The sequence below is a fragment of the Achromobacter sp. ACRQX genome (assembly GCF_022346505.1).
Lineage (GTDB): Bacteria > Pseudomonadota > Gammaproteobacteria > Burkholderiales > Burkholderiaceae_B > Achromobacter > Achromobacter animicus.
The window spans coordinates 13,478-38,741 of record NZ_JAKRML010000002.1; the positions used below are offsets into that span (position 1 = coordinate 13,478).

The following is a 25,264-nucleotide window of genomic DNA, read 5'->3' on the forward strand; positions in this document are numbered from 1 at the left end:
GACATTATATGGGTCACTGTCCGCCAAGCGTACGCTGATACACATCCACCGTAGCCTGCGCGAAACGCTCCAGGTTGAAGTCGCGCAAACTTGTTTCACGGGCCTTGCTGCCCATCTGTCGGACGACTTCCGGATTGTCCAGCATGTAGCGCAGCTTGGCGGTCATGGCGGGCACGTCGCGCGCCCGCACGATCCAGCCGTCCACGCCGTCCGTTACGTTCTCCGGCAGGCCGCCGGCATCGCTGACGAGCGCGGGCAGGCCCAGCCCCATGATCTCGCGGCAGGCAAACGACAGCGCCTCGCGGTAAGAAAGGACGAAGCCCGCATGGCAGGACGCCAGCGCCGCGCGCACGTCGTCGAGCAGCCCCGGAAACTTGACCTGATCGATCATGCCGAGTTCGCGCACCCGTGCAAGCTTGGCCTCGGTGGGCGGATCGCCCGCCACCATCAGCAAGATGCGTGCCTTGTCGGCCGGCGGCAGCGCGGCCGCGGCGGCCACCAGGTCCAGCCAGCCCTTGTCGTAGTCGGTGCCCCCGGCGCTGCCCAGCAGCAGCTTGCCTTGCCAATCCGGACCAAAGAAGAGTTCGCGCAGCTTGTCCAGGCTTTCGGGCGGCGGCGGCGCGAAGAAATTGGTATCGATGCCGTGCCGGATGGTGGTGATGGGGCGCTTGCGGTACGGCGACTGCTCCATCATGCCGCGGATGTAGTCGCTGACGGCGATGCCGTGATCCGTCGCCAGCGCCACCCGCAGCTTGTGTCCAAAACTGGAAAGCGGGTGATCGTTGTGCTTGGTGAACACGATGCGCGGACGGCGCCGCATGCCCAGCGTGGCCAGCATGACCTGCTTGTGGTCGGCCGAGCCGTTGGCGTGGATGATGTCGAACCGGCCCTCGGCGATCAGGCGCTGCAGCCGGGCGCGGTCCTTGAACCAGGACGACGGGCGGGTCGTGTAGCGCATGTCCACCACCGTCACCCCGGGGATGGCCTTGGCGTAGCGGTACAGCCGGCTGGTGCCGGGCACCGCCACGGTGATGTCGTGATCGCGGGCCAGCGCCTTGGCCAGGTTGATGATGTAGGTGACGTGCCCCCCGCCGTTGCCGGCGTGGAAGTTCGTGTAGAGGATCTTCACTTTTTGTTTTCTGCCAGGAACATCAGCTTCGAGTAGCGGAAGAAGCTGCCCGCCGCCGCGGTGACGGCCAGCACGAGTCCGTGGCGGCCATCCAGGAAACCGCGCCGGATCAGGTAGATGCGCACGAAGGTCCAGAAGCCGTGGCCCAGCGCCCCGAAGACCGAGGTGCGCTTGCCCTTGGCATACATCATGGCTGCGGCGTCGGACGAGTAACGGTTGACCTTGTTGATCAGCGCGTCCAGGTTGTCGTACGGATAGTGGTTGAAGTAGCCGCGCATCTGCAGGGGCCGGCCGTTGGCCGGCACCACCCGCTCGTGGACGGCGGCGTCGGTGAAGCGCGCCGTGCCGCGCTTGAAGAGGCGCAGCACGTAGTCGGGCCACCAGCCGCTGTGGCGGATGTCGCGCCCGCAGAAATTGGACAGGCGCGCGATCTCGTAGGCGTCGGCGCGGGGCGCGCGCAGCACGTCCTGGATTTCCTGCGCCAACTCGGGGGTGACGCGCTCGTCGGCGTCGATAGACAGCACCCAGTCGCCCGTCGCCAGATCCAGCGCGCGGTTCTTTTGCGGACCGAAACCTGGCCAGTCGGCGGTGACTTCTACGCGGGCCCCAAGCGCCTGCGCCAGTTCCACGGTGCCGTCGGTGCTGCCCGAATCCACGACGATGAACTCGTCGGCGAACGACACGGACTTCAGGCAGGCGGCAATATTTGCCGCTTCGTTCTTGGTGATGATGATGACTGATAGCTTCATCCGCGATTCCTAAGACGCTTTTTCCAGGCCTTCCAGGCGTGATAGCGCGGTCCCCAGAACGGGTCGCGCGACAGCCAGATCCGGCGGTTCAGCCAGGACCCGCCCAGATTGCGCACCGCGAAGCGATAGATATGGCCGGGATCCGTGCCGGGCAGGTTCTGGCCGAAAGGGTCGGTAGTGTACAAGTGCCGGAAACCGGCCTGCCGCGCGGCGGCCACATAGTCGGCGTCGAAATAACCCTGCGGCCAGCACAGGTGATCGCTCACGCCGCCAAGCCGGCGGATCAGGGTGTCGCGCGAATCGTGCAGATCCTGCGCGATGCGTTCGCGCTTGGCGGCCACATCCGCGCCACAGACCTTGTCCCAGCGGGTGTGCGTGTTGGTATGGGAATGGAACTCGAAGGTGCCGGCGGCCTGCATGGCCTCGATTTCGCTCCAGCGCAGCATCGCCTCGTCGGCGCGGCCCGACGCCACGAGTTCCTTGCAGGCGTGGTGATCGGGGGTCGGGGGCAGCGCGCCGCCCTGCCCCGCATGCGGCCGCACGGGGCCGTCGCCGATCCAGCCGGTGATGGTGAACAGGACCGCGCGCATGCCGTGGCGGGCCAGGACGGGATGCGCGTGCACCCAATTGTTCAGGTAGCCATCGTCAAAGGTGATGAGCACAGAGCGTTCGGGCACGCTGCCGCCGGCCAGGTAGGCGGCGAACTGCGCGGTGGTGAGCGACTGGTAGCCGGCGCGCGCCAGGCGCGCGATCTGCGTTTCGAAGACGTCGGGCGTCGCGGCGATCATGCCACCCGCCGGCGTGATGTGGTGGTACATCAGCACCGGAACGTTGGGCGCGTTCATTTGCGGCGCTCCGCCAGCCAGCGCGTATAGATCGCCTCCGTGGTTTCCGCAAGGCGCGCGGGAGAAAACACGCCCTCTTCCCAGACCATCTTGCGGCCGGCCTCGCCCATGGTGCGGCGTAGGGCCGGGTCGTCGATCAGGCGCTCGAGTGCGGTGGTCAAGGCGAGCGAGTTCTTGGGCGGGACCAGAAAGCCCGTCACGCCGTCCCGGAACATCTCGGATACGCCGCCGACGTTCGTGCCGACGACCGGCAGCCCGCTCGCCTGCGCCTCGACATAGACCGTACCGGAGGCTTCCTGTTGGGTGGCCAGCGCGAAGAGGTCGAATCCCGCCAGCAGATTGGGGACGTCGCGCCGCGTGCCCATCAGGTGGATCCGGTCTTGCAGGCCGCGCTGAGCAATGTACGCCTGGGTCTGCTCGAAGACCGGCGAACCGGCGCCCACGAACACCAGATGCAGCTTCGGACGCACGGCCATCAGCGGCGCCATGGCGTCGATCAGGTCCTTGTGGCCCTTGGTGGCGCGCATGACGGCCACACAGCCCACGACGATGTCGTCGTCGGCCAGGCCGAGTTCGTCACGCAAGGTGGAGTGCTCGACGGGCGCGGGCAGCACGATGGGCGAATACACGGTCGCGATCTTCTCGGCCGGGACGCCGCGGCTGATCAGGTATTCGCGCACATGGTCGCTGACGGCGGTGACGCGGTGCGGCAGGATGGTGTAAGACCACATCGAGCCGACCACGTTGGACAGGTGGCGGGTGCGCACGATGAGGGGCGTACCTGCCATGCGCCCGGCCAGGGCGGCGATGACCGTGTCGCGCCGGCTGTGGGTATTGAGCACGTCAAAGCGCCCCGCCTTCAGGATCTGGCGGACGGCGGGGACGCCCTTCAAATAGGCCACCGTCCCCTTCATATCGACGGCATGCACGGTGAAACCGGCATCCCGCAGACGCTCAGTCAGTTGCGCGCGCGGCTGGCAGATCGCTTCGACATGATGCCCGCGCGCCCGCATGGCATGCATTTCCTTGAAAATTCGTCCTTCCTGTCCACCAAAGGCGGTGGCGGCTTCCGAATGCACGATACGTAGACTGGAAGACATCAGTACGTGACCTCCACGCCGTCCGGTTTGGTCCAGGCGTTCAGGTTGGCGAGCAGCGTGTCGGCCATGCGTACGCGCCATTCCTCGCCTAGCCTGACCGTGCACAGGAAATTGTTCTTGGTGTAGACGATGTCGACCGGCACGCCTGGAATGCCGTTCTCGGGTTCGGCGCGGAACGGGTTGAGCATCTGGCGCAGACGGGCCGCATCGGCGCTGCCGTTGAGCTTGACGCGCAGCGACTTGGCGCGGGCTTCGCGCGCCAGCTGCAGGTCATAGAGCTGCTCGGCGACGATGCGCATGCCGCCGGAATAGTCGTCGTTGCTGACCTTGCCCTGCACGATGACGAGCTGGTCTTCGCGCAGCCGGTTGCGGTGCTTTTCAAAGAGTTCGTTGAAGACCGAGATTTCCACCTGCGCCGTGCCGTCGTCCAGCACGGCAAAGACCATCTTGCCGCGGCGGGTCATCATGACGCGCACGCTGGCCAGCACGCCGCACATCCATTGCAGGTCGCGCTGCGGCTCCACGCGGGCCAGCTGCATCGGCACGATGCGGCGCACTTCGTCGCGCCACGCATCGAACAGGTGGCCGCTGTAGTAATAGCCCAGCGCGGATTTTTCTTCGGTAAGTTTCTTGTGCAGATCCCACGGCGCGACCTTGGCCAGCTCGCCCGCGACCACGTCGCCGCTGTCGTCGCCAAAGAGCGAGGCCTGGTTGGCGCTGCGCGCGGCCTGCTCGGCCGCTTCCATGGCGGTGGGCACGGAGGCCAACATCGCGGCGCGGTTCGGCTCGATGGTGTCGAACGCGCCGGCCTTGATCAGGGCCTCGATGGTGCGGCGGTTGACGGCCTGCTTGCTGACGCGGCGGCAGAAGTCGAACAGGTTCAGGAACGGGCCGCCTTCCTTGCGCGCACGCAGGATGTCCTCGACGGCGCCCTGCCCGGTGCCCTTGACCGCGCCCAGCCCGTAACGCATGGTGCGCGGCGGCTTGCCTTTTTCGGTGTGCTTGTCAGCGACGGGTTCGAACCGGTAGCCAGAATGGTTGACGTCGGGCGGCAACACCTCGACGCCGTTGTCCTGGGCGTCGCGGCAGAAGATCTGGACCTTGTCGGTGTCGTCCATGTCCGAAGACATGGTGGCGGCCAGGAACTCGGTCGGGTGGTAGGCCTTCAGCCAGGCGGTCTGGTACGAAATTAGCGCGTACGCGGCCGAGTGCGACTTGTTGAAGCCGTAGCCCGCGAACTTCTCCATCAGGTCGAAGAGCTTGACCGCCAGATCCGGATCGTGGCCCTTTTCCTTGGCGCCCTGTTCGAACAGTTCGCGGTGCTTGGCCATTTCCTCGGGCTTTTTCTTGCCCATGGCCCGGCGCAGCAGGTCGGCGCCGCCCAGCGAATAGCCCCCGATGATCTGGGAGATCAGCATCACCTGTTCCTGGTAGACGATGACCCCGTAGGTGCTCTTGAGGGTAGCTTCCAGGTCCGGGTGGAAATAATCGACCGCCGCGCGCCCGTGCTTGCGGTTCACGAAGTCGTCCACCATGCCCGATTCCAGCGGCCCCGGACGATACAGGGCCAGCATGGCGATGATGTCTTCGAACGTATTGGGCCGCAGCTTCTTGAGCAGCTCTTTCATACCGCGCGATTCAAGCTGGAACACCGCGGTGGTGTTCGCGTCGCACAGGATCTTGTAGGCCGCCGGATCGTCCAGCGACAGCGCCATGACGTCGAAGTCGCGCTTTTCGGCGTTGAACTGGCGCACGTAGCGCACGGCCCAGTCCAGGATGGTCAGGTTGCGCAGGCCCAGGAAGTCGAACTTCACCAGGCCGGCCGCCTCGACGTCGTCCTTGTCGAACTGCGAGACCGCGCTGTTTTCCTGGCCCGGCTGGCAATACAGCGGGCAGAAGTCTGTGAGCTTGCCGGGCGCGATCAGCACCCCGCCCGCGTGCATGCCGATGTTGCGGGTCAGGCCTTCGAGCGGCTTGGCCAGGTCGACCAGCGCGCGGACTTCTTCTTCCTGCTCGTAGCGGTCCTTGAAGGCGGGCTCGTCCTTGAGCGTGCGCTCCAGCGTCCACGGATCCATCGGATTGAACGGGATCAGCTTGGACAGGCCGTCGCAGAACATGTAGGGCATGTCCAGCACACGGCCGGCGTCGCGCACCACGGCCTTGGCGCCCAACGTACCGAACGTGGCGATCTGGCTGACGGCGGCGCGGCCGTATTTTTCCTTGACGTAGTCGATGACCCGTTCGCGGTTGTCCTGGCAGAAGTCGATATCGAAGTCGGGCATGGAGACCCGCTCGGGATTCAGGAAGCGCTCGAACAGCAGGTCATAGCGGATGGGGTCGAGGTCCGTGATGCCCAGCGCGTAGGCCACCAGCGAACCGGCGCCCGAGCCCCGGCCCGGGCCGACCGGCACGCCGTTGTTCTTGCCCCAGTTGATGAAGTCCTGAACGATCAGGAAGTAGCCGGGAAAGCCCATCTGGATGATGGTCTTGCACTCCCAGCGCAGCCGCTCGTAGTACTGCTCGCGCTTGGACTCGCGTTCGGCGACGTCCGGGAACAGGAACTCCATGCGCTTTTCGAGGCCCTCTTCGGAGAGCTGGACCAGATAATCGTCCAGCGTCACGCCGTCGGGCGTGGGGAAATTGGGCAGGCGCGGCTTGCCCAGCACCAGGCTCAGGTTGCAACGCTTGGCGATTTCGACCGTGTTGGCCAGCGCCGACGGCACGTCGGCAAACCGGCGCGCCATTTCCCCGGAGCTGAGCAAATACTGCTCTTTCGAGAACCGGCGCACGCGGCGCGGGTTGGCCAGGATTTCACCTTCGGCGATGCAGACGCGCGCCTCGTGCGCCTGGAATTCGAATTCGTCGAGGAACTGCACGGGATGGGTGGCGACCACCGGCAGCCCGGCTTCCGAGGCCAGCCGCATGGCGGCCTGGCAGTAGCCTTCGTCGCCGTCCATGCCGGCGCGCTGCAATTCGACGTAGTAGCTGCCGGGGAACATCAGCGCCCACTGGCGCGCCAGGGCCAGCGCCGACACGGCGTTGCCGGCCTCGAGCGCCTGCCCGACGTCGCCGGCGCGCCCGCCGGACAGGGCGATGAGACCAGCCTGTCCTTGCAGCCATTCGCGGCGGATTTCGGCCCGGCCCTTGCCCTGGTTCGTCAGGAACGCCTTGGACAGCAGTTCGCACAGATTCAGGTAACCCTGGTGGTTGCGCACGAGCAACAGCAGGCGGAAGGGCTTCGCCGGATCTTCGTCGTTGGAAATCCAGACGTCGCAGCCTGCGATGGGCTTGACCCCCGCGCCGCGTGCACCCTTATAGAATTTGATCAGTCCGAACAGGTTGGATAGATCGGTCAGGGCGACGGCGGGCTGGCCCAGCTTGGCCACGCGCTTGATGAGGTCGGGGATACGCACCGTACCGTCCACGACCGAGAACTCGGAGTGGACGCGCAGGTGAACAAATGGGGTCGGGGTCGTTACGGCTTCGGACATGGCGGAATTGTACCCAGCGGCCGACCGCCCTAGAACAATCCTTGCATCAGAATCCGCCAGTTGCATCCCGCCCTGACGGGATCCGCCCGGGAGGCTTGTGGGACAATACCGCCCATAACGCACTACCCCGTCGCACGACGAGACATACCTATGAAATGGTTAATACCTGGGATCTGGCTGGCCGCCATCCTGTTCGCGCACTTCCGAGGCCGCGTCAAACTGCCCCTGGGACGGCAATTCCTGGACCATTCGGTGCTGCTGGCGCCGATCAACGCGTTCATGGTGCTGACGTCCCGCGTGCCCACGACGCCGTACCTGACGACCAGCGAAATCGCCGAACTGAAAGTGCTGGACGACAACTGGGAGACGATCCGCGAAGAGGCCATGCAGATGGCCGAGCTTCGCCGGATCAAGGCGGCCGACACCCACAACGACATCGGTTTCAACTCGTTCTTCAAGTATGGCTGGAAGCGGTTCTACCTGAAGTGGTACGACGCCCGCCACCCCTCGGCCGAGGAACTCTGCCCCAAGACGGTCGCCATCCTGAAGGGCCTGCCCAAGGTCAAGGCCGCCATGTTTGCCGAGCTGCCGCCGGGCGGCCAGCTCAATCCGCACCGTGATCCGTTTGCCGGGTCGCTGCGCTATCACCTGGGACTGGTCACGCCCAACGACGACGGCTGCCACATCATCGTTGATGGCGAGCACTACAGCTGGCGCGATGGCGAAAGCGTGGTGTTCGACGAGACCTACGTCCACGAGGCCTACAACAAGACGGGCGAGAACCGGATCATTCTGTTCTGCGACGTCGAGCGTCCGCTGAAGTGGCGCTGGGCCGAGGCCTTCAACCGCTGGTTCGGCCGCAAAGTCATGTCGGCGGCCAGCTCGCCCAACGACGGCGGCGACCAGACGGGGGCCATCAACAAGCTGACGCACGCGCACTGGGTGATCGACCAGAAGCGCAAGGCGTTCAAGAAGTGGAACCGCACGGCGTACAAGGCCACGAAGTACGGGCTGATCGCGTTGGTGATCGTCGGGTTCCTGGCGCTGTAAAGACGCCGCAAAAAGAACGGGCCGCAAAGCGATTTGCGGCCCGTTTTGCATGCGGCGTCAGCTAGCGCTTAGCGTTGCAACGATTCCCAGCTTTTCATCAGCCGCTTGACCGACACCGGCATCGGCGTGCGCAGCTCCTGGGCGAAGAGCGCGACGCGCAATTCCTCGAGCAGCCACCGGAACTCGTCCAGGCGGGGATCGGCCGCGCCTTTCAGCGCCGCGCGGGCACGCTGGTATTGCGTGACCAGCGGCGCCATTTCCGACACCAGCTTCGCGTCCCGCGCCGGGTCGGCGCGCAGTTTGTCGATGCGTGCAACCGCCGCCTTCAGGTAGCGCGGAAAGTGCGACAACTGCGCGTACGGCGTGTCGCGGATGAACCACTTGGGCATCAACGCACCCAGTTGCTGCTGCAGATCCGCGTACGCAGCCGCGTGGGGCTTGGCCTGCGGCAGCTTGCGTTGAAGCGCCGCATATTCCGTCAGCACCGCGCCGGCCAGCCGCGCGACTTCCTGGGCCAGCAGACCCAACCGGCCCTTGCCCTCGGCGCGGCGGGCTTCGAACTGCTGCTCGTTCACCGGCCAGGGCTCGGCAAGACACGCCTGCCCCAGCGCGCAGTCAATGATCTGGTCGCGCAGCTCTTCCTGCGTACCCAGCGTCATGTACAGCATGCTGATCTTGGTGAGGTCGGTAAGGTTCTTTTCGAGGAACTTGACCTGCTCGCGCAGGCCCAGCCGGAAGAGTTTCAAGAGGCCCGCGCGATGGTGCTTGCGCGCCTCGTCGGGATCGTCGAACACGTCCAGGTCGCAATGCGCCCCTCGGTCCACCAGGGCCGGATAGCCGATGACGGACTGGCCGCGCCGCTTGATCTCCATGATCTCGGGCAAGGGCCCGAACGACCAGGAGGTCAGGTTCTCGTGCGCCAGCGCCTGCGCGACCTGCGTGTCGCTGGCCGCCAGTTGCTGGAAGGTGGCTTGAGCCTGCTTGCCGAATTCGGCGCGCAGTTGCGCCAGATTGCGGCCGGCGGCCAGCATGCGGCCGTGCTCGTCCACGACGCGGAAGTTCATGAACAGATGCGCCGGCAGGGTTTCCAGCTTGAAGTCCCCCACCGCCGGGCGGATCTGCACCTGGTCCCACATGTCGGCGATGATGGCATCCACCAACCCCGTCTGCGGGTCGGCCAGGCGCTCGAACCAGCGGTCGTAGAAGCCCGCGGCGTAGTCGGGCAGCGGCACGCAATGGCGGCGCAGCTTCTGCGGCAGCGACTTGAGCAGCAGGTGCACCTTTTCCTTCAGCATGCCGGGCACCAGCCACTCGCAGCGCGCGGGATCGATCTGGTTCAGCGCGAACAGCGGCACCGACAGCGTGACGCCGTCGCGCGGCGAGCCGGGTTCGAAGTGATAGTCCAGCGCCATCGACACGCCCTGCCATTCCACCTTCTTGGGAAAGACATCGGTCGTGACGCCGGCCGCCTCGTGCCGCATCAGCTCGTCGCGCGTCAGCATCAGCTTGGCGGCGGCCGCCTTGTCCAGGCCGCTCACCCACTTTTCCAGCGATGCGGTCTGCGAAATGTCGGCGGGAAGCTGCCGGTCGTAGAACGCGTAGATCAGCTCGTCATCGACCAGGATGTCCGGCCGCCGCGTCTGGTGCTCAAGCTTTTCGATACCCGCGATGAGCTTGCGGTTGTGCGCGACGAACGGCAGGCGCGTGTCGATCTCGCCGGGCACCAGCGCCTGGCGGATGAAGAGTTCGCGCGCATGGGTGGGATTCACACGGCCGTAGTGAATGCGACGGCCGGTGTAGATGGCCAGGCCGTAAAGCGTGGCCCGCTCGTTGGCCACGACCTGCCCGGCCTTCTTTTCCCAGCGCGGGTCCGACCAGTTCTTGCGGATCAGGTGCGCGCCGACCTTTTCCAGCCACACCGGGTCGATGCGCGCCACGCAGCGCGCGTACAGGCGCGTGGTCTCGACCAGTTCGGCCGCCATGATCCAGCGGCCGGCCTTCTTCACCAGGCGCGAGCCCGGATGGATGTGGAAGCGGATTTCGCGCGCGCCCTGGTAGCTGCCGCCTTCGTCGCTCTTGAAACCGATGTTGCCCAAAAGGCCCGACAACAGCGCCATGTGCAGCTGTTCGTACGTGGCTTCGGACTGATTGACGCGCCAGCCCTGCTCGCCCACCAGCGCCGACAGCTGCGTGTGCACGTCGTGCCACTCGCGCAGGCGGATGGGCGACAGGAAGTTCTGCCGCAACAGGCCCACCAGCTTGCGCTGCGATGCCTTGTGCTGCACCTGCTCGCCATACCAGCGCCACAGTTTCAGGAAAGAAATGAACTCGGACTTGTCGTCGCCGAACTTGGCGTGCGCGGCCTCGGCGGCCTCGCGCTCCTGCATGGGGCGGTCGCGCGGATCCTGCACGGACAGCGCCGAGGCGATGATCAGCATTTCGGCCAGGCACTGGTGTTCTCGCGCGGCCAGGATCATCCGGCCGATGCGCGGGTCCACGGGCAGCTTGGCCAGTTCATCGCCGGTGCGGGTCAGGACAAAAGACGCGCCTGTTCGCCCGTCGTCGGCGTCGTCGTCGGACGCCGACGCCAGTTCAATGGCGCCCAGTTCCTGCAGCAGGTGGTAGCCGTCGGCCACCGCCCGTCCCGGCGGCGCCTCGACGAAGGGGAATTGTTCGATGTCGTCGAGCTTGAGCGACTTCATCCGCAGGATGACCGACGCCAGCGACGAGCGCAGCACTTCGGGATCGGTGAAGGCCGCGCGGTTGTTGAAATCCAGCTCGTCGTAGAGCCGGATGCAGACGCCCGGCCCCACCCGGCCGCAACGGCCGGCGCGCTGGTTGGCCGAGGCGCGGCTGATGGGCTCGATGCGCAGCTGCTCGACCTTGTTGCGCCACGAATAGCGCTTGATGCGGGCCAGGCCGCTGTCGACCACGAAGCGGATGCCGGGCACCGTCAGCGAGGTTTCCGCCACGTTGGTGGCCAGCACGATGCGGCGCGCGTTGCCGCGCGGGCGGAAGATCTGTTCCTGCTCGGCCTGCGACAGGCGCGCGAACAGCGGCAGGACTTCGGTGCCGGCCGGGTGCCGCTTGCGCAGCGCTTCGGCCGATTCGCGGATTTCGCGTTCGCCGGGCAGGAACACCAGCACGTCGCCCGGACCATGCCGCGCGCATTCGTCGACGGCGTCGACGATGGCGTCGATCAGGTCGCGCTCTTCGTCGCCCGACATGCGCTCGCGATCGCGCCCGGCCTTGTTGGGCGCCGGCGCGTTGTCGTCGGCGGCAGGCTCTTCGCGCACGGGCCGGTAGCGCACTTCCACCGGGTAAAGACGGCCGGAGACTTCAATGACGGGCGCCGGCTTGTCTTCGGACGCGGCAAAATGCTTGGCGAAGCGCTCGGCGTCGATGGTGGCCGACGTGATGATGAGCTTAAGGTCCGGACGCCGCGGCAAGAGCTGCTTGAGGTAGCCCAGCAGGAAGTCGATGTTCAGGCTGCGTTCGTGCGCTTCGTCGATGATGATCGTGTCGTAGCGGCGCAGCAGCGGATCGCGCTGCGACTCGGCCAGCAGGATGCCGTCCGTCATCAGCTTGATGGACGCGTTGGGCCCGGTGCGGTCGTTGAACCGCACCTGATAGCCGACGACTTCGCCCATGGGCGTGTTCAGTTCCTCGGCGATGCGCTTGGCCACCGAGGTCGCCGCCAGGCGGCGCGGCTGCGTGTGGCCGATCATCTTCTGGCGGCCACGGCCCAGTTCCAGGCAGATCTTCGGAAGCTGCGTGGTCTTGCCCGAGCCGGTTTCGCCGCTGACGATCACGACCTGATGGCCGGCGATGGCGCGCGCGATCTCCTGCCGCCGTGCGCTGACGGGCAGGTCTTCGGGGTAGGTGACGGCCGGGATGGGCCGTTCGGGACGGGGCGCGGCGGAGCGGCCTTCGGGACGGGCCCGGGGGGCTTGCCGGGCGGCTTGCCGAGGGTCCGGCTGAGCACTTTGCCGGGCGTCTTCCGGGGTCTGCTCCCGGTCAGTGGCGCGCGGCGCCGGCTTCTTCGGCGCCCGCGGGCTGGAGGATTCAGGCATGTAGGATTTATCCGATTAGCCCGCCATTATAAATTTCTGGCGGACTTCGCGCGCGCGGCCCCTGGCTGCCCGCGCGCGGGGCTCCTACAGCAGCTTGCCGGGGTTCATGAGCTGATTGGGATCTAGCGCCCGCTTGATCATCAGCATCAGGTCCATTTCAACCGGCGACTTGTAGCGGCGCAGCTCGTCGCGCCGTAATTGGCCCACGCCGTGTTCGGCGCTGATGCTGCCGCCGCGCTGCGCCACGAGGTCGTGCACGCGGCGGTTCAGCGCCGCGGTCAGCCGGGCGTACTCGGCGGGCGCCACGTCCGGCGGCAGCAGCACGTTGTAGTGCAGGTTGCCGTCGCCGATGTGGCCAAAGTTGATGATGGGCAGTCCCGGAAAATCCGACACCAGCGCCAGATCCGCTTCCTCGACGAATGCGGCCAGGCGCGAGATGGGCAGCGCGATGTCGTGCTTGACCGCCCTGCCCGCGCGCACCTGCGCCTGCGAGATGCCTTCTCGCAGCCGCCACAGCGTCTGGACCTGCGTGTCGTTCATTGCGACGACGCAGTCCTGGATGACGCCGTCCTCCAGCGCCGCGCCGAGCGCCGCTTCCAGCAAGGCGGGCAGGCCGGCGGGCTCGGTGTCCGACAGTTCCAGAAGCGCGTGATAGGCATGGCGGGCGGCCAGCGGACTGGCCGCGCCGCTGACGTGCGCCACCACCAGATCCAGGCAATGCGCCGACATCATTTCGAACGCGGTCAGCCGTTCACCGCAGACGCCCTGCATGCGGCTCAATAACGCCACGATTTGCGCGGGCGTGTCCGCCCCCACCCACGCCGCCACGCGGCCCGCCGGCGCGGGGTACAGCTTGAGCACTGCGCCGGTGATGATGCCCAGCGTGCCCTCCGAGCCGATGAAGAGACTCTTGAGGTCGTAGCCGGTGTTGTCCTTGCGCAGGCCGCGCAGGCCGTTCCATACGCGGCCGTCGGGCAGCACCACCTCCAACCCCAGCGCCAGATCGCGCGTGTTGCCGTACCGCAGCACCGCGGTGCCGCCGGCATTGGTGGCCAGATTGCCGCCAATGGTGCAACTGCCCTCCGCGCCCAGACTCAACGGGAAAAAGCGCCCGACCTCGCGCGCGGCGGCCTGCACGTCGGCCAGCAGCACGCCAGCGTCGGCGCACAGCGTGTTGTTGACCGGATCCACCTCGCGGATGCGCTTCATGCGGTTAAGGCTCAGGATCACCTGCGCGCCGCTGCCGTCGGGCGTGGCGCCCCCGCTCATGCCGGTATTGCCGCCCTGCGGCACCACCGGCGTGCGCGTCTGATGGCACAGGCGCATGACGGCCGACACCTCGGTGGCGTTGCGCGGCCGCACCACCACCGGCGTGCTGCCGTGCCACTTGCCCAGCCAGTCGCGCACGTAAGGCCCCTGCCCCTCGGTGTCCAGCACCAGCCCGTTGTCGCCGACCAGATGCGACAGCCGTTCGATCAGTTCGTGGTTGCGCATGGTGGCCTCAGGCGCCGTGCCAGTTCAGCCGGATGCGGCCGATCGCCATCGCCGCGGCGGCCTGTGTCGGCTCGACGACGGGCAGGCCCAGCTCGGCCTGCAGCCAGCCGCGGTAGGCCGCCATGCCGGCGCAGCCCAGCACCAGCACGTCGGCCTGATGCTCGTCGCGCAACCGCGCGCCGACGTGCAACAGGCGCTCGCGGGTGCGCGCCTCGTTGGACAGCTCCACCACGCCCAGATCCAGCGGCACCTCTGCCGCCACGCGGCCCGACAGGCCGATCGCGCCGAACATGCGTCCGTGGCGCGGCAGCGACTGGCGCAGGATCGCGATCACACCGACGCGCTGCCCCAGCGTCAGCGCGGTCAGCATGCCGCATTCGCTGATACCCAGCACCGGCTTGCGCGTGGCTTCGCGCACCGCATGCAGGCCCGGATCGCTGAAGCACGCAATGACGTAGCCGGCGGCGGCCGCGCCGTGCTCGGCATCCAGCTTGCGAACCAGAGCGGCGAGCGGCAGTGTCACGCTTTCGACGTCGAGCTGCGTCTGGACGCCCGCGGGCCCTTCGGTCAGCGTCAGACATTGGATGCGCGGACCGCCGGCCATGCGCAGCGGTTCCAGCGCCGCGTCGAACGCGTCCGTCACGGCCTGGGTGGAATTGGGATTGATCACAAACAGGGTCTGTTCCATTCGTCCGTCCTGGTCGTCCGTCCTGATGGTGGCGGAGCCCGCGCCATGTTGAGGCGGGCCGGGGCAAGATACGGCGCCAGTCTATCTGCGGGCGGCCTGAGCATGTATTGTCAATTTGTGCGCTGCCCTTAACCCTTTGTTATGCTCGTCGCGTCAATTCGGAGCGGGCGCGCCATGCAACTGAATCTGCGGCAAATCGAAGTTTTCCGGGCGGTGATGACCACGGGTTCGATCAGCGGGGCGGCCAAGCTGCTGTTCGTGTCGCAGCCTGCGGTCAGCCGGTTGCTGTCGCACACGGAACAGCGGCTTGGCTTCGCGCTGTTCGAGCGCATCAAGGGCCGGCTGTATCCCACGCCCGAATCCCGGCAGCTCTTTCGCGAAGTGGAAACGGTCTATGCCGGCGTGCGGCGCGTGGAAGAACTGGCTTCGGAATTGTCCGAGCGCCGCAGCGGCATCCTGCATCTGGTGTCCAGCCCCAGCATCGGCCACATGCTCGTGCCCCTGACCATCTCCCGCTTTCGCGAAACGCACCCCGACGTCAAGGTCACCTTTCAGCCGCTGACGCAGCAGCCCCTGACGCAGATGCTGCTCGACAATCGCGCCGAACTGGGCGTGGTGATCCTGCCCGTGCAGCACCCGAATCTGCTGACGCAGCCAATCGGCCAAGCCCGGCTGGTCTGCATCTGCCCGTACAACCATCCGCTGGCCCATCGGTCGCTGCTGTCGATCGGCGACCTGCTGCCCTACCCGCTGATTTCGTACGGCGGCGACACGCCGTTCGGCATGCTGGTCGAGCAGATGTACCACGAGGCCGGGCAGGCCCGCCGGCTGGCCGTGGAAGTGAGTTCGCCACAGAACGCGTGCTCGTTGGTGCAAGCCGGCGCGGGCATCGCCATCGTCGATGAATTCTCGGTCAAGAGCCGCACGCAGGGCGACTTCGTGGTGCGCCCGATCGACCAGGCAAAGATCCTGACCGCGAGCCTGGTGCAGTCACGCTTCGAACCGCTGTCGCAGCTTGCGCAAGCCTTTGTAGAAGTGCTGCGCCACACGCTTTGCGAACAGGGTTTCGAGCTGTCCACAAACGTCCAGACAAACCCGGCCAAGGGTAAACCTTGACTTAACTGGCTGTTATACCAAGGCAATAAAAAAGCAAGTGGAGTTCTAAAACTTCCGCTTTAGGATGACATCGAAACGTCGCTTCCGATTTCGGTTTTCACGCATCCTGACGGAGAAAAGATGGCAGCCTCCCTCGACGCCAAAGGCGTCTTCACCATTTGCCCCACGCCCTTCGACGATGCCCTGCGGGTCGATGCCGACAGCATCCGCACGCTGGTCGATTTCCTGCTTGAAACCGGCGTGACCGGGCTGGCCATCCTGGGCTTTCTGGGCGAGTTGCACAAGCTGTCCAACGACGAGCGCCGGCTGGTGCTGGACACCTTCGTCAAGCACACGAACGGCCGCGTGCCGGTGTGGGTTGGCGTGCGAGCCCATGGCATCGCCGGCGCCATCGAGCAGGCCCGCGAAGCGCAGGAGCTGGGCGCATCGGCCGTGTTCGCGGCGCCCCTGGACAACGCCAGCGATGCCCTGCTGTTCGACTACTACAAGGCCGTGGCCGACGCCGTGAAGATTCCGATCGTGATCCACGACTTTCCGGATTCCTTCGGCACCGAGATCCGCCCCGAGGTGGTGGCGCGACTGGGCCGCGAAGGCGGCGTGCACATGATCAAGATGGAAGAGCCGCCGGTGGGGCAGAAGATCAGCCGCATCCGCGAACTCGTGCCCGACGCCGACATGGCCATCTTCGGCGGCTTGGGCGGCGTGTACTTCCTGGAAGAGCTGCAGCGCGGCGCGGTCGGCACGATGACCGGCTTTGCGTTCCCGGAGATCCTGGTCGCCATCTACGAACGCTACGCCAGTGGCGACCACGCCGGGGCTGCCGCGATCTTCGATCGCTACTGCCCGCTGATCCGCTACGAGTTCCAGCCCAAGATCGGGCTGGCGTTGCGCAAGTACGTCTATCAGCGCCGCGGCGCCATCAAGAGCCACGCGCTGCGCGCGCCCGGGATGCGGATCGATCCGGTGACCGCCGGCGAACTGGAGGCGACCGTCGCGCGCGTCGGGCTGTCGCTGGGCGCCACCGGCCGCCAACCCGTGCAGGGTTGAAAGGAGCAAACGCATGGACCTCGGAATCAAGGGCAAGCACGCGCTGGTGTGCGCATCGAGCAAAGGCCTGGGCTACGCCTGCGCACTATCTCTGGCGCGCGAAGGCGTGAATCTGGTGATGGCCGCGCGAACCACGACCACGCTGGACGCCGCGGCGGACGCGATCCGACGCGAGACCGGCGCGTCGGTTGTCACGGTGGCGGCCGACGTCACCACCGAGGCCGGCAGGCAGGCGCTGCTGGCGGCCTGCCCCGAACCCGACATCCTGGTCACCAACGCGGGCGGGCCAAAGCCTGGGGACTTTCGCGAGTGGTCGCGCGAAGACTGGATTGCCGCGCTGGACGCCAACATGCTGACGCCCATTGCACTGATCCGCGCCACGGTGGACGGCATGATCGCGCGCCGCTTTGGCCGCATCGTCAACATCACGTCCGCCGCCGTGAAGATGCCGATCGATATCCTGGGCCTGTCCAACGGCGCGCGGGCCGGGCTGACCGGCTTTGTGGCGGGACTGGCGCGTCAGACGGTACGACATGGCGTCACGATCAACAACCTGCTGCCCGGCCCGTTCCTGACGGATCGCCTGCGCCAGACCGCCGAACGCGGTGCGCGCGACAGCGGCAAGACGGTGGACGACGTGCTGGCCGCCCGGCTGGCGGGCATTCCTGCCGGACGCTATGGCGACCCCGCCGAATTCGGCGACGCCTGCGCCTTCCTGTGCGGCGCGCGCGCCGGCTACATGACAGGCCAGAACCTGGTGCTGGACGGCGGCATCTATCCCGGGACGCTCTGACCCATTACTTGCGCGGAACCCCTTACCCATGACCGATACCGCAGCATTTGACCTGACGATCCGCAACGGCCGCATCAGCACCGCCACCGACACTTTCCACGCCGACATCGGCGTGCGCGACGGCGTGATCGTCGCACTGGGACAGGGCCTGCCGCCGGGCGCCCGGGACATCGACGCCGCGGGGCGGTGGGTGCTGCCGGGCGGCATCGACAGCCACTGCCACGTCGAGCAGCTGTCGGGCATGGGCATCATGTGCGCCGATGACTTCTACAGCGCGACCGTCTCGGCCGCATTCGGCGGCACCACCACCATCATTCCGTTCGCCGCCCAGCACCGCGGCAACGCGTTGCCGGAAGTGGTGGCCGACTACGCCCGCCGCGCCGAAGAGAAGGCGGTCATCGACTACGGCTTTCATCTGATCCTGTCCGACCCCACGGAACAGGCGCTCAAGCACGACCTGCCCGAACTCATCAAGAACGGCATCACGTCCTTCAAGGTGTTCATGACGTACGACCGCCTGAAATTGGACGATTACCAGTTGCTGGACGTGCTGGAGGTCGCCGACCGTGAAGGCGCGCTGGTGATGGTGCATGCCGAAAACAACGACATGATCCGCTGGGTGGCCCGCCGCCTGGCCGAACGCGGCATGACGGCGCCGAAGTACCACGCCGTGGCGCACACGCCGCTGGCCGAAAGCGAGGCAACGAATCGTGCCGTGACGCTGGCCCGCATGATGGACGTGCCCATCCTGATCGTTCACGTCGCGGGGCTGGAAGCAGTGCGCGTGGTGCATTCGTCGCAAGCGCTGGGGCTGCCGATTCACGCTGAAAGCTGTCCGCAGTACCTATTCCTGACGGCCGATGACATCGACGCGCCCGGCCTGGAAGGCGCCAAGTTCTGCTGCAGCCCGCCCCCGCGCGATGCGGCCTCGCAGGAAGCCGTCTGGCAGGGCCTGATCGACGGCACCCTGCAAATCTATTCCTCCGACCACGCGCCCTACCGCTTCGACGCCAGCGGCAAGCTGCCCAAGGGCGACGCCACCACGTTCAAGGACGTGGCCAACGGCGTGCCGGGACTGGAAGTGCGCATGCCGCTGCTCTTCTCCGAAGGCGTGCTGGGCGGACGCATCTCGATTGAACGCTTCGTCGCGCTGACCGCCGCCAATCATGCCCGCACGTATGGCCTGTACCCGCAGAAGGGAACTATCGCGGTGGGCGCGGACGCCGACATCGCGATCTGGAATCCGGAACGGGAGGTCACGATCTCCACGTCCATGCTGCACGACAACGTCGGCTACACGCCCTACGAGGGCCGAACGGTGCGCGGCTGGCCCGAGGTGGTCATCAGCCGCGGCCGCATCGCTATTGAGAACGGCCAGCTGCATGTCGAGCGCGGCAGCGGCCGCTTCGTCAAGCGCGGCACGCCCGAGCCCGTATTGCGCCAGCGCCTGACCGGCAATCCCAACGCGCTGGTGCGCAAGTATTTTTCGGCCGATAGCGCCGCCTGAGTCATTGCGAAAGGAACCCGGCATGAGCAAACGTCCCTTCGGCCTGGCGGTCGCGCAGATGGGTCCGGTGCAACCGCAGGAGACGCGCCGGCAGGCGGTGGCGCGCCTGCTCGCGATGATGCGCGAGGCGCATGGACGCGGCGCGCGCCTGGTGGTGTTTCCGGAATTGGCGCTGACCACCTTCTTTCCCCGTTACTGGATGACGGAAGAAGAAGCGATGGCGCGCTACTTCGAAAAGGAAATGCCCGGCCCCGAGACCCGCGTGCTGTTCGACACCGCGCGGGAGCTGGGCATCGGCTTTTACCTGGGCTACGCCGAGATCGCCTCGGACGGCCGGCGCTTCAACACCAGCATCCTGGTCGACGCCAACGCGCGCATCGTCGGGCGCTACCGCAAGATCCATCTTCCGGGCCACAGCGACCACAAGCCCGAGGCGCCGTTTCAGCACCTGGAAAAGAAGTTCTTCGAAGTCGGCAACGACGGCTTCAACGTCTGGGAAACGCTGGGCACGCGCATCGGCATGTGCCTGTGCAACGACCGCCGCTGGACGGAGACCTGGCGCGTGCTTGCGCTGCAGGGCGCCGAGATCGTGGCGCTGGGATACAACACGCCGTCATTGAATATCCACTGGAACGAACCGGTCCACTTGCGCATGTTCCACCATCTGCTCAGTCTGCAGGCGGCCGCGTATCAGAACGCGGTCTGGGTGGCCGCCGCAGGCAAGGCCGGCAATGAGGACGGCAGCCACCTGATCGCCGGATCGGCCATCGTCGCGCCTACGGGCGAGATCGTGGCGCAGGCGCAGGGGGAGGAGGACGAGGTGATTTTCTGCCAGGCCGATCTGGCGCTGGGAGACACCTTCAAGCAGCACATCTTCAACTTCGCCGCCCACCGGCGCCCGGAACACTACGGCTTGATTCTCGAGCGCGTGGGGGCCGGCCCCGCCCTGGGCAAGACGCCTCTTCCCTAAAGGACCCGCCATGACCCGCCTTCTCCGCACCCTGACGTTTGCCGGCCGCTGCGGCCTCACGCTGTGCCTGGCCGGCGCCAGCCTGGCCGCTGCCGCCCAGCCGCTGACGACCGGCGTGGACGCCACGTTTGCCCCGCACGCCATGCCCAAGCTGGGCGGCGGGCTGGACGGCTTCAACATCGAACTGGGCCAGGCCATCGCCAAGCAGCTTGGCACCACCATCAAGATCGAGGGCACCGAGTATGCCGCGCTGATTCCGGGCCTGAACGCCAAGAAGTACGACTTCGTGCTGGCGCCCACCACCGCCACCGAGGAACGCGCCCGCGCGCTGCTGTTTTCCGAGGGCTATCTGAACACCGACTACACCTTCGTGATCGGCAAGAACGGCAAGGACATCAAGGGCCTGGATGACCTGAAGGGCAGGAAGCTGGCGGTCAACAAGGGGTCGGCCTATGAGAACTGGGCGCGCGACAACGCGGCCAAGTACGGCTTCACGTACGACGTGTACGCCTCCAATGCCGACGCGGTGCAGGCGGTGCAGGCCGGCCGCGCGGACGCCAACCTGGCGGGCAACACCGTGGCGGCCTGGGCCGCCAAGCAGAACCCGGCCGTGCGCACCAGCTACACGATCAAGACAGGTTTGGTCTGGGCGCTGGCGTTCCGGCTGGACGACAAGGCGGGCCGCGACCGCGTGTCCATGGCGCTCAAGTGCCTGAAGCAGGACGGCACGGTGTCCAAGTTGGCGCAGAAGTGGTTCGGCTTCACGCCTGCAGCCGGTACGGCGGCGGTCACGGTGACGCCGGGCCAGGGCGTGCCGGACCTGCCGGGCTACGACGCCAAGCCGGTCGAACTGCGCTGCAGCTGATTTTCCGACGCACCGCCAACGACAGGGGAGGAGCCGCTTCGAGGCCCCTGCCCGCGCTTTGAGGAGCTTTCGATGGAAACGCCGATCCTGAAAATCGCCGGGCTGCACAAGTCCTATGGCGACAACGCGGTCCTCAAGGGGATCGACCTGGACGTGAGCCGCGGCGAGCTGGTCTTCATGATCGGCCCCTCCGGCTCGGGCAAGAGCAGCCTCCTGCGCTGCTGCAACCGGCTGGAGGAACCGACCGCCGGCAGCATCCACGTCGACGGCGAGGAGATCACCGCGCCGTCGGCCGAGCTGAACCGCATCCGCCAGAACATCGGCATGGTGTTCCAGCACTTCAACCTGTACCGCCACATGTCCGTGCTGTCGAACATCACGCTGGCGCTGCGCAAGGTGCAGAAGCTGGCACGCGCCGAGGCCGACCGCCGCGGCCTGGAGGCGCTGGACCGCGTGGGACTGGCCGACAAGGCGCGCGCCTATCCCGACCAATTGTCCGGCGGCCAGCAGCAGCGCGTGGGGATCGCGCGGTCACTGGCGCTGCGGCCCAAGGTGGTGCTGTTCGACGAGCCGACCAGCGCGCTGGATCCGGAGCTGGTCGGCAGCGTGCTGAACGTGATGCGTGAACTGAAGCGCGACGGCATGACGATGATGGTGGTCAGCCACGAGATGGGCTTCGCCCGCGCGGCAGCCGATCGGGTGGTGTTCATGGACGGCGGGGTGATCGTCGAGCAAGGCCCGCCGCAAGACGTCTTTGGCGCCCCCCGACAACCCCGCACGCAGGCCTTCCTGGCCAGCATGGCGGAACATGCCGCGTAACGCGGTTTGAAGAGTGCTCCATGGATCTGAACGCCCTGCTGTTTTCGTTCTTCAACGTTGAGGTCGCCTGGCGCTACCTGCCCGACATCCTGGCCGGCATGTGGGTCACGCTGCAATTGGGCGTGGCGGTTGCCGCGACCGGCGTGGCGCTTGGCCTGGTGCTAGCCGTGGTGCGTGCGCTGCGTATCCGGCCGGTGAACTTCCTGATCATCTGCTTTGCCGACATCCTGCGCGCGCTGCCGCCGCTGGTGGTGATCATGGTGTTGTTCTTCGCGTTCCCGTACATCAACCTGTCGATGTCGGCGTTCATGGCGTGCTGGCTGTCGCTGTCGCTGGTGCTGGCCGCGTTCGCCGAGGAAATCTTCTGGGCGGGCATCCTGTCCGTGCCGCGCGGCCAGGCCGAGGCGGCGCGCTCCACCGGGCTGAACTGGCTGCAGAGCATGGTGTATGTCGTGATGCCGCAGGCGATGCGGCTGACGGTCGCGCCGCTGACCAACCGGGTCATCGCCATTACGAAGAGCACCGCGCTGGGTTCGGTCGTGGGTTTGAGCGAAGTGCTCAACAACGCCCAATCGGCCAGTAGCAACGCGGGCAACGCCACGCCGCTCACCTTGGCTGCGGTGGCGTGCCTGCTGATCTTTTTGCCGGTCGTGATTCTGGGGCGCTGGACCGAAACGCGCTTCAAGTGGAAGCACTGACCGGACGCATCTTTACGAATACATATCGGGCGGGAAGCAAGGCCGATCACACCCGCCCGGCACAACAAGGGAGCCCCGAACGGGCCCCAGGGGAACCGCATGGACGAAATCCTGCAGAATTTCTTCAATCTGAACATCTATGTCAGCGTCGCGCCGTACCTCTTGCAGGGGCTGGGGCGCACGCTAATGCTGTCGGCCATGGTGATTCCGGTGGGACTGGCCTCGGGTCTGCTCATCGGCGTGCTGTCCGTCACGCTGAAGGCCCGCTGGTCGCGCGTGCTGCTGGCCATCTACATCGATTTCTTCCGCGCGTTGCCGCCGCTGGTGCTGCTGATCTTCATCTATTTCGGTGCGCCGTTCCTGGGCCTGGACCTGCCCAAGCTGCTGGCGGTGGCCGTGGGCTTCATGCTGAACAATTCGTCCTATTACGGCGAGGTGTTTCGCGCCGGGCTGGAAAGCGTGCCGCGCGGACAGATCGAGGCGGCGCGCTCAACCGGCCTCTCCGCCTGGCAGACGATGTGGCACGTGCAGATTCCCCAGGCCACGCGCAACGTCATGCCGGACCTCATCAGCAACACGCTGGAAGTGGTCAAGCTGACCACGCTGGCCAGCGCCGTGGCGCTGCCGGAGCTGCTGCGGGTGGCCCGCGACGCCCAGTCGCTGGTCTACAACCCGTCGCCCATCGTGCTGGCAGCGCTTTTCTACCTGGCGCTGCTGTGGCCGGTGGTTCGGCTGCTGAGCCGGCTGGAACACCGTCAGCTATCCCGGCATTGAACCTGCCGGCGGGGCGGCCAGCGCAGCAACGAGCGCGGCGGCCGGCGCGTCTGCCCGGCCCGCGCGCGCAACATCCTGTGGGGCGCCCGCAACAATGCGTGCTGCGCACCGCGCGGACCGGGCCAGCGCGCGCCCTATAATTCCGCGTAGCGCCGCCCCCTGAGGCGGCGCTCTCCGCACGGCCTGCCGGCCTGCGCCGTCCCGCGACCCATAGGATTGTTAAGCAACTCACACCATGCCCGACCTGGAACCAGACACCGTCTCCGCCCTTGAAGCCCCTGAATTCGCCGCCGCGCAGTTTGTGCGATGGTTCCGAGACGTGGCCCCCTACGTGCACGCGTTTCGAGGCAAGACCTTCGTGGTGGCGTTTGGCGGCGAACTCGTGCAGGCGGGCGCGTTGAACGCCCTGGTCCAGGATCTGTCCCTGCTGTCGTCGCTGGGCATCCGGCTGGTGCTGGTGCACGGCTCGCGGCCCCAGGTCAACGAGCAACTTCGCCTGAAGGGCTACACGCAGCAGTTCGACCGGGGCCTGTCCCCCACCGACGCCGCCGCGCTGGAATGCGCCAAGGAAGCCGCCGGCGAGATCCGCCTGGACATCGAAGCCGCTTTCAGCCAGGGGTTGCCCAACACGCCCATGTCGCACGCGCACATCCGCGTGATCTCCGGCAACTTCGTCACCGCGCGTCCCACCGGCGTGCTGGACGGCGTGGACTACAAGCACACCGGCCAGGTGCGCAAGATCGACATTGAAGCGCTGAAGTTCGCCATCGAGAAAGGCTCGTCCGTCGTGCTGCTGTCGCCGCTGGGGTTCTCGCCCACCGGCGACGCCTTCAATCTGGCGATGGAAGACCTGGCCACCAGCGTGGCCGTAGGCCTGCGCGCCGAAAAGCTGATCTTCCTGTCAAGCTCGCAGGGCGTGCTGAACGACGATGGCACGCTGGACACCGAACTGGCGCGCGTGGATGCTGACGCGCTGCTGGCGGGCGGCGAGCTGGACGAAGAGACCCATTCCTTCCTGCAGTACGCCTCGCTCGCGGTCAAGCGCGGCGTGGCCCGCGCCCACCTGCTGCCGTTCGAGCTGGACGGCAGCGTGCTGCTCGAGATATTCACCCACGACGGCGTGGGCACCATGGTGGTCGAGGACACGCTGGATGACCTGCGCCCCGCCACCATCGACGACGTGGGCGCCATCCTCAGTCTCATCGAGCCCCTGGAAGCCGACGGCACGCTGGTGCCGCGTCCGCGCAGCGTGGTCGAGCGCGACGTCGAAAACTTCACTGTGCTGGAGCACGACGGCGTCATCTACGGCTGCGCGGCGCTGCATGACTTCCACGACGAGCAGATGGCCGAAATGGCCTGCCTGATCGTGCATCCCGAGTGGCAAGGCTCCGGCGAAGGCGAGATCCTGCTGCGCCACATGGAATCGCGCGCCCGCGCGCTGGGCGCCAAACGGCTGTTCGTGCTGACCACGCGTACCTCGCACTGGTTCATGAAGCGCGGTTTCGTGCAGGGCGGCATCACCGACCTGCCCCGCGAAAAGCAGAACAACTACAACCGCTCCCGCAACAGCCTGGTGTTCATCAAGAAGCTCTGACACCGGCCTGCGGCGCGATTCCGCGGTAAGCAAGAGGGGCTTGGCGCCCGACGCACGCCAAGCCCGCTAAAATGTGGCGTTATTCATTTTTCCGGCAGCGAACCATGGCCCGTATCGTCAACTGTGTGAAACTGAAACGTGAAGCCGAAGGGCTGGACTACCCGCCCTACCCCGGCGAAGTCGGCACCCGCATCTGGCAGAGCATTTCGAAGGAAGCCTGGGAAGACTGGAAAGGCGTGCAGACCCGCCTGGTGAACGAAAACCGCCTGAACCTGGCCGACGCCCGCGCACGCAAATACCTGCAGCAGCAGATGGAGCGTTTCCTGTTCGAAGACGGCAGCGTCGAAGCCGACGGCTACGTTCCTCCCTCGGCCTGATCCGCCCCCGCCGCGCCTTTGGGCATGCGGCACGGCAAAGCCCCTCGCACGCGAGGGGCTTTGTTTTTGCGGCGCGCCGATACGC

Annotated in this window: 20 protein-coding genes; 12 read left to right on the forward strand and 8 right to left on the reverse strand. The window is 66.5% G+C overall.

Going from position 1 to position 25,264, the window contains the following annotated elements:
• Nucleotides 1-13 precede the first annotated feature (13 nt).
• The 5 genes from MHZ91_RS01780 to dnaE are packed head-to-tail and all read right to left on the reverse strand — an operon-like array spanning nt 14 to nt 7,314.
• Nucleotides 14-1,129, reverse strand: a complete 1,116-nt coding sequence (locus MHZ91_RS01780) for a glycosyltransferase (RefSeq protein WP_239212024.1) — start codon at nt 1,127-1,129, stop codon at nt 14-16.
• Complete coding sequence (locus MHZ91_RS01785; protein WP_105238097.1) at nt 1,126-1,878, reverse strand: glycosyltransferase family 2 protein; 753 nt, start codon at nt 1,876-1,878, stop codon at nt 1,126-1,128. The genes MHZ91_RS01780 and MHZ91_RS01785 overlap by 4 nt, the downstream gene beginning before the upstream one ends.
• Nucleotides 1,875-2,723, reverse strand: a complete 849-nt coding sequence (locus MHZ91_RS01790) for a polysaccharide deacetylase family protein (protein WP_175125711.1) — start codon at nt 2,721-2,723, stop codon at nt 1,875-1,877. The genes MHZ91_RS01785 and MHZ91_RS01790 overlap by 4 nt, the downstream gene beginning before the upstream one ends.
• Nucleotides 2,720-3,823: a glycosyltransferase family 4 protein gene (locus MHZ91_RS01795; RefSeq protein WP_175138732.1), complete on the reverse strand. Its 1,104-nt coding sequence runs from the start codon at nt 3,821-3,823 to the stop codon at nt 2,720-2,722. The genes MHZ91_RS01790 and MHZ91_RS01795 overlap by 4 nt, the downstream gene beginning before the upstream one ends.
• Nucleotides 3,823-7,314: a DNA polymerase III subunit alpha gene (gene dnaE, locus MHZ91_RS01800; RefSeq protein WP_239212034.1), complete on the reverse strand. Its 3,492-nt coding sequence runs from the start codon at nt 7,312-7,314 to the stop codon at nt 3,823-3,825. Before dnaE ends, MHZ91_RS01795 begins: the two co-directional genes overlap by 1 nt.
• Before the next feature lie 150 nt (nt 7,315-7,464).
• On the opposite strand from dnaE, the gene lpxO reads away from it, so the two are divergent.
• Complete coding sequence (lpxO, locus tag MHZ91_RS01805; protein ID WP_175125717.1) at nt 7,465-8,364, forward strand: lipid A hydroxylase LpxO; 900 nt, start codon at nt 7,465-7,467, stop codon at nt 8,362-8,364.
• Nucleotides 8,365-8,432: 68 nt separating this feature from the next.
• On the opposite strand, the gene hrpA is transcribed toward lpxO, so the two are convergent.
• From hrpA to MHZ91_RS01820, 3 genes are all read right to left on the reverse strand, one after another.
• Complete coding sequence (gene hrpA, locus MHZ91_RS01810) at nt 8,433-12,437, reverse strand: ATP-dependent RNA helicase HrpA (protein ID WP_239212037.1); 4,005 nt, start codon at nt 12,435-12,437, stop codon at nt 8,433-8,435.
• A gap of 84 nt (nt 12,438-12,521) precedes the next feature.
• The gene (locus MHZ91_RS01815) at nt 12,522-13,931 is read right to left on the reverse strand and encodes an FAD-binding oxidoreductase (RefSeq protein WP_239212039.1); all 1,410 of its coding nucleotides are present in this window, start codon (nt 13,929-13,931) and stop codon (nt 12,522-12,524) included.
• 7 nt (nt 13,932-13,938) lie between these two features.
• Nucleotides 13,939-14,619, reverse strand: coding sequence for an aspartate/glutamate racemase family protein (locus tag MHZ91_RS01820; RefSeq protein WP_239212047.1), 681 nt, complete (start codon nt 14,617-14,619; stop codon nt 13,939-13,941).
• A gap of 174 nt (nt 14,620-14,793) precedes the next feature.
• Between MHZ91_RS01820 and MHZ91_RS01825 the strand changes: the two genes are divergently transcribed.
• The 11 genes from MHZ91_RS01825 (at nt 14,794) to MHZ91_RS01875 (ending at nt 25,179) form a co-directional block, all read left to right on the forward strand.
• Nucleotides 14,794-15,735, forward strand: coding sequence for a LysR substrate-binding domain-containing protein (locus tag MHZ91_RS01825; protein ID WP_191576507.1), 942 nt, complete (start codon nt 14,794-14,796; stop codon nt 15,733-15,735).
• A 120-nt stretch (nt 15,736-15,855) separates the two neighbouring features.
• Nucleotides 15,856-16,782: a dihydrodipicolinate synthase family protein gene (locus MHZ91_RS01830; protein WP_239212049.1), complete on the forward strand. Its 927-nt coding sequence runs from the start codon at nt 15,856-15,858 to the stop codon at nt 16,780-16,782.
• Nucleotides 16,783-16,795: 13 nt separating this feature from the next.
• Nucleotides 16,796-17,575 carry an SDR family oxidoreductase gene (locus tag MHZ91_RS01835; RefSeq protein WP_175138737.1) on the forward strand — a complete coding sequence of 260 codons (780 nt, stop codon included), beginning with the start codon at nt 16,796-16,798 and terminating at the stop codon, nt 17,573-17,575.
• A gap of 28 nt (nt 17,576-17,603) precedes the next feature.
• Nucleotides 17,604-19,082 carry a dihydropyrimidinase gene (gene hydA, locus MHZ91_RS01840; protein WP_175138738.1) on the forward strand — a complete coding sequence of 493 codons (1,479 nt, stop codon included), beginning with the start codon at nt 17,604-17,606 and terminating at the stop codon, nt 19,080-19,082.
• 22 nt (nt 19,083-19,104) lie between these two features.
• Nucleotides 19,105-20,052, forward strand: coding sequence for an N-carbamoyl-D-amino-acid hydrolase (locus MHZ91_RS01845; protein ID WP_175125726.1), 948 nt, complete (start codon nt 19,105-19,107; stop codon nt 20,050-20,052).
• A gap of 10 nt (nt 20,053-20,062) precedes the next feature.
• A complete protein-coding gene (locus MHZ91_RS01850; RefSeq protein WP_056567081.1) occupies nt 20,063-20,917 on the forward strand; it encodes a transporter substrate-binding domain-containing protein in 855 nt (284 codons plus the stop codon).
• 72 nt (nt 20,918-20,989) lie between these two features.
• Nucleotides 20,990-21,736, forward strand: a complete 747-nt coding sequence (locus MHZ91_RS01855; RefSeq protein WP_255808632.1) for an amino acid ABC transporter ATP-binding protein — start codon at nt 20,990-20,992, stop codon at nt 21,734-21,736.
• 20 nt (nt 21,737-21,756) lie between these two features.
• The gene (locus MHZ91_RS01860; protein ID WP_056567089.1) at nt 21,757-22,434 is read left to right on the forward strand and encodes an amino acid ABC transporter permease; all 678 of its coding nucleotides are present in this window, start codon (nt 21,757-21,759) and stop codon (nt 22,432-22,434) included.
• Between the two features lie 99 nt (nt 22,435-22,533).
• Nucleotides 22,534-23,208 (forward strand): amino acid ABC transporter permease, encoded by a 675-nt coding sequence (locus MHZ91_RS01865; RefSeq protein WP_062838418.1) that lies wholly within the window; start codon nt 22,534-22,536, stop codon nt 23,206-23,208.
• Between the two features lie 235 nt (nt 23,209-23,443).
• The gene (gene argA / locus MHZ91_RS01870; RefSeq protein WP_175125729.1) at nt 23,444-24,802 is read left to right on the forward strand and encodes an amino-acid N-acetyltransferase; all 1,359 of its coding nucleotides are present in this window, start codon (nt 23,444-23,446) and stop codon (nt 24,800-24,802) included.
• Between the two features lie 104 nt (nt 24,803-24,906).
• On the forward strand, nt 24,907-25,179 hold the full coding sequence (locus MHZ91_RS01875) for an oxidative damage protection protein (protein WP_105238082.1): 273 nt from the start codon (nt 24,907-24,909) through the stop codon (nt 25,177-25,179).
• Nucleotides 25,180-25,264: the final 85 nt, after the last annotated feature.